Origin of the sequence: Aromatoleum sp. (assembly GCF_032027225.1) — a bacterium.
Lineage (GTDB): Bacteria > Pseudomonadota > Gammaproteobacteria > Burkholderiales > Rhodocyclaceae > Aromatoleum.
In genome coordinates, this window is the sequence record NZ_JAVSMM010000041.1 from 1 (window position 1) to 4,529 (window position 4,529).

Here is a 4,529-nt window from a genome sequence, read left to right on the forward strand (position 1 = left end):
CTCGGGCGCCGAGCGCGCGGCGATCAACGCGCCGATGCAGGGCACCGCGGCCGACCTGATCAAGCTGGCGATGATCGCCGTGCAGCGCTGGATCGAGCGCGAGTCGCTGCGCTCGAGGCTCATCCTGCAGGTGCACGACGAGCTCGTGCTCGAGGCGCCCGAAGACGAGCTCGACGCGGTGCGCGAGCAGGTGCCGCGGATGATGAGCGCCGTGGCCACGCTCGCCGTCCCGCTCGAGGTGGCGTGCGGCGTCGGCGCGAACTGGGATCAGGCGCACTGATGCGCCCCCCGCGCGCCGCGAGGCGCGCGGCAATGTGGACGCGCGTCCCGCCGCGCCTCAGCGCACGCTGGCTGCGCTGCCCAGCTGCACGGCGCCGGGCTTCTCGACCACCGCGTACACGCCGAGCAGCAGCTTGCCCCCGTCGGGCAGGTGCGCGGTCGGCGTGGACAGCGCCTGCCGGTGCTCGCCGCGGGCTCGACGCAGGGCACCCAGCGTGTCGAAGCTGCGCACGCCGTTGGCGGGATCGTGTGTCGTGACGACGCAGCGCGGGACGGGGCCGATCACCTGCACGGTCGCTTCGCCGATCGCGACGCTGCGATCGATCCAGCTGTCCTCCTCGTAGGGCTCGAGGCCGTCGAGCTCGAACAGCATCCGGAAGCGGTCTTCCCAGCGCTCGGCAGGCCCGCCGGCGATGCTGCGAACGTGCTCCATCGTGCCGCGCGAGATCAGCGTCACCGGGTGGACATCGGTGCCGGTGATCTCCGGCGCGATGCGCACGAGCCGCAGCGCGACGCCGGCGAACTCGCTCACCGCAGCGCTCCACGGGCCGTCGACGACGTGTCCGTGCACGGGGCGTCCGTAGAAGTCGGTGGTCACCGCCTCGTCGGAGGCGCGAACGTGGTCCTCGATGCGCCGGCCGTCGGGCAAGGCGATCGACAGGCGATCGGCTTCGGCATCGTAGTCGCTGCGCAGGCGCACGAGCTCGCCGGCGCGCTTGCCGTTGATCATCGTTCCGCGTGCGTCGATGAAGTGGAAGCGCCGGTTCTCGTGCACTCCGACGGGCCCGAGCGTGACCTGTGCGGGTTGATGCAACGCGGTGCCCTTCACCGGCGTCGTGTTGATCCGTACGACGTGTATCGCCATGTTCCCTCCCGCGCATCGAAGCGATGCGGCGCACGCGGATTCTGACATCGCCGCGCGCGCGCGACACGAGGTCGCGGAAAACAGAATCGGCGACGAGGGACAAGTGTTGACATCAAGGATTTTGCGGCTAACATCCCGAGCAGCGAGCAGTTCCGCACAAAATCCGTAGTACACCGACCGCCAGTGCTGCCGGTCAGGTGACAAGGCAATAGAGCCCAGTCCGATTCGTTTCGGAGTGGGCTCTTTTCTTTTGCCCGAACGAAACCCCCGTCGACGGTCAAAGCCGCGGCGAGGGGTGGGCAAGCCGCCGCGCTCGGATGCGGGGTCTCGCGTCAACGGAGGAGGGGCAATGCAAGACAGCGAAAGAAAAACCGGATCGATCCGGGCCGCGGCGCACCTCGCGCGTCGTGCCGGCCCGCCGAGCCGGCGTCGCTGCTTCCGTGCCGGTCCGCCGTCGCTGGTGTGCATTTGAAGCGGTCTCCAGATCCGACAACTTGCAGAGGTGACTGACATGGGCAATTTCGATCGGCGCGGGTTCGTGAAGGCGGGCGGAGCACTGGCGGGCACCGCTGTTGCCGCCAGCGTGCTGCCGCGAACCGCATTCGGGCAGCAGACGGTGAAGCTCGGGCTGCTGCACTCGCTCAGCGGAACGATCGCGCTGGCGGAGGCGTCGCTGGTCGACGCCGAGAAGTTCGCGATCGAGGAAATCAACGCCGCCGGCGGCGTGATGGGCCACCAGATCGTTCCGGTGATCGAGGACGGCGCCAGCGAGAACCCGGTGTTCGCCGAGAAGGCGCGCAAGCTGCTGCAGCGCGACAAGGTGGCGGCGATCATCGGCTGCTACACGTCGGCCTCGCGCAAGGCCGTGCTGCCGGCGCTGAACCAGGCGAAGGGACTGCTGTACTACCCGACGTACTACGAGGGACAGGAGCTCGACAAGCAGGTGATCTACACCTCGCAGGAGGCGACGCAATCGGTGATCGCCGCCATCCAGTGGATGGCGCGCGAGAAGGGCAAGAGCTTCTTCCTCGTCGGGTCCGACTACATCTATCCGCGCACCTGCAACAAGATCGCCAAGCCGACGATCACGTCGCTCGGCGGGAAGGTGCTCGGCGAGGAGTACGCGCCGCTGGGCCACACCGAGTTCTCGTCGATCATCACCAAGATCAAGGCCGCGAAGCCCGACTGCATCTACAGCACGGTGGTCGGCGGATCGAACGTGGCGTTCTACAAGCAGCTGAAGGCGGCGGGGCTCGACGGCGAGAAGCAGGTGCTGCTCTCCACCGTCGTGTCCGAGAACGAGATCGACGGCATCGGCAAGGACAACGCCGTCGGCTACTACGCGTGCATGGGGTACTTCCAGTCGCTGAAGAACCCGGCCAACGAGCGCTTCATCCAGGCGTTCCACAGGAAGTTCGGCAACGACCGCGTGATCGGCGACCCGATGGAATGCGCGTACAACAGCGTGCACCTGTGGAAGGCCGCGGTCGAGAAGGCCGGCTCCTTCGACGTCGACAAGGTGATCGCCGCTTCCGCCGGGCTCGAGATCGACGCGCCCGAAGGCAAGGTGCGCGTGCACGACACCAACCACCACGTGTGGAAGAAGGTGCGCGTGGGTCGCGCCCGCGCCGACGGCCAGTTCGACATCGTGTGGGAGTCCGACATGATGGAGCCCAACCCCTTCCCGAAACTGGGCGCCTGAAGCCGCTGCAGGGCCGCCGCACGGTCGGCGGCCCTGCGCGGCACGGTCGGTATCGGACGAGCCCGGAGGGGGCGGCATGTCTCTCGATCTCGTGGTTCTGCAGCTGTTCAACGGCATCAGCCTGTTCACGATCCTGTTGCTGATGTCCATCGGCCTGGCGATCGTCTTCGGGCTGATGGGCGTCATCAACATGGCGCACGGCGAACTGATGGCGCTCGGCGCGTACGTCACCTACCTGACGTCGCTCGCCTTCGAGCGGATGTTCCCGTCGATGATGGACATCTACATCTTCTTCGCCGTGCTGTTCGCGTTCCTCGCGACCTTCGCCTTCGGCTACCTTCTCGAACGCGGCTTCATCCGCTGGTTCTACAACCGGCCGCTCGACACGCTGCTCGCCACCTGGGGCCTGAGCCTCGTGCTGCAGCAGACCTACCGCTCGATCTTCGGCGCGCAGGAAGTCAGCGTCCCGCTTGCGTCGTGGCTGAGCGGCGCGTGGCAGATGAGCGAGGGCATCGAGCTGCCGCTGAACCGGCTGTTCATCGTCGGGCTGACCGTGCTCGTCTGCGCCGCGGTGTACTTCGCGTTGTACCGGACGCGCTGGGGCCTGTCGGTGCGCGCCGTGATGCAGAACCGCGCGATGAGCGGCGCCGCGGGGATCAACACCAACCGCGTCGACGCCGTCACCTTCGCGCTCGGCTCGGGCCTGGCCGGGATCGCCGGCAGCGTGTTCACGATGATCGGCTCGACGAATCCCGGCACCGGCCAGTTGTACATCGTCGATTCGTTCATCGTCGTCGTCTTCGGCGGCGTCGCGAGCCTGCTCGGCACCGGCCTTTCCGCCTTCGGCATCGCGCAGTCGCAGACGACGCTCGAATACCTGATGAGCGGCTCGATGGCGAAGGTCTCGATCCTGCTGCTCGTGATCCTCGTCCTGTACCTGCGCCCGAACGGGCTGTTCGCCGCGAAGGTGAGGACGTGAGCGCCGCCGCCTCGCGCAACCTGCGCGCGCTCTCGGGCCTGGCGGCGATGGGCGTGCTGCTGCTCGTCGTCTTCCCGCTGGCGCTCGATCCGTTTCGCCTGAACCTGATGGGCAAGTACCTGTCGTTCGCCTTCGTCGCGGTCGGCATCGTCCTGGCATGGGGCTACGGCGGAATCCTGAGCCTCGGCCAGGGAATCTTCTTCGGGCTCGGCGGCTACATGATGGCCATGTTCCTGAAGCTCGAAGCCTCGGCGCCCGAGCTTCCCGACTTCATGGTCTGGAGCAGCGTCGAGCAGTTGCCGGGCTGGTGGCTGCCGTTCAAGAGCTTCCCCCTCACCGTCGCGCTCATCCTGATCCTGCCGGTGCTCGTGTCGTTCCCGTTCGCCTACGCGATCTTTCGCAAGCGGGTGAGCGGCGTGTATTTCGCCATCGTGACGCTGGCGCTGGCGCTGACGATGACCGTGCTGATCGTCGGCCAGCAGGGCGACACGGGAGGTGCGAACGGCATCACCGACTTCAGCACGCTGCTCGGGATGGACATCCTCGGCGACGACGCCAAGGGTGTCCTCTACCTGATCGAGGTCGCGCTGCTGCTCGTCGTGATGGCGGCGGCGGTGTTCGTGATCCACAGCCGGCTCGGCAAGGTGCTGATCGCGATCCGCGACCGCGAGGACCGCGTGCGCTTCAGCGGCTACGACACCGCG

Annotated in this window: 5 protein-coding genes; 4 read left to right on the forward strand and 1 reads right to left on the reverse strand. The window is 67.3% G+C overall.

Annotated features, from left to right (window positions below; all coding sequences use genetic code 11):
• Nucleotides 1-280 (forward strand): DNA polymerase (locus ROZ37_RS21940; RefSeq protein ID WP_312662850.1); only part of this gene is annotated, 280 nt, incomplete at its 5' end.
• 57 nt (nt 281-337) lie between these two features.
• Here ROZ37_RS21940 and ROZ37_RS21945 read toward each other — a convergent pair.
• The gene (locus ROZ37_RS21945) at nt 338-1,144 is read right to left on the reverse strand and encodes an MOSC domain-containing protein (protein WP_312662852.1); all 807 of its coding nucleotides are present in this window, start codon (nt 1,142-1,144) and stop codon (nt 338-340) included.
• A gap of 511 nt (nt 1,145-1,655) precedes the next feature.
• Here ROZ37_RS21945 and urtA point away from each other — a divergent pair.
• The 3 genes from urtA to ROZ37_RS21960 all read left to right on the forward strand — a co-directional run.
• Nucleotides 1,656-2,846, forward strand: coding sequence for an urea ABC transporter substrate-binding protein (gene urtA, locus ROZ37_RS21950; RefSeq protein ID WP_312662854.1), 1,191 nt, complete (start codon nt 1,656-1,658; stop codon nt 2,844-2,846).
• Nucleotides 2,847-2,922: 76 nt separating this feature from the next.
• Entirely contained in the window at nt 2,923-3,825 is a 903-nt protein-coding gene (urtB, locus tag ROZ37_RS21955; protein WP_312662856.1) for an urea ABC transporter permease subunit UrtB, read from the forward strand.
• The coding region (locus ROZ37_RS21960; protein ID WP_409449989.1) for an ABC transporter permease subunit at nt 3,822-4,529 on the forward strand (708 nt) is incomplete at its 3' end. The genes urtB and ROZ37_RS21960, both read left to right, overlap by 4 nt.

Bases quoted from the DNA above. Each gene is read 5' to 3' on its own strand.
- ROZ37_RS21945 (WP_312662852.1), bottom strand. From the start codon at position 1,144: ATGGCGATACACGTCGTACGGATCAACACGACGCCGGTGAAGGGCACC.
- urtA (WP_312662854.1), top strand. From the start codon at position 1,656: ATGGGCAATTTCGATCGGCGCGGGTTCGTGAAGGCGGGCGGAGCACTG.
- urtB (WP_312662856.1), top strand. From the start codon at position 2,923: ATGTCTCTCGATCTCGTGGTTCTGCAGCTGTTCAACGGCATCAGCCTG.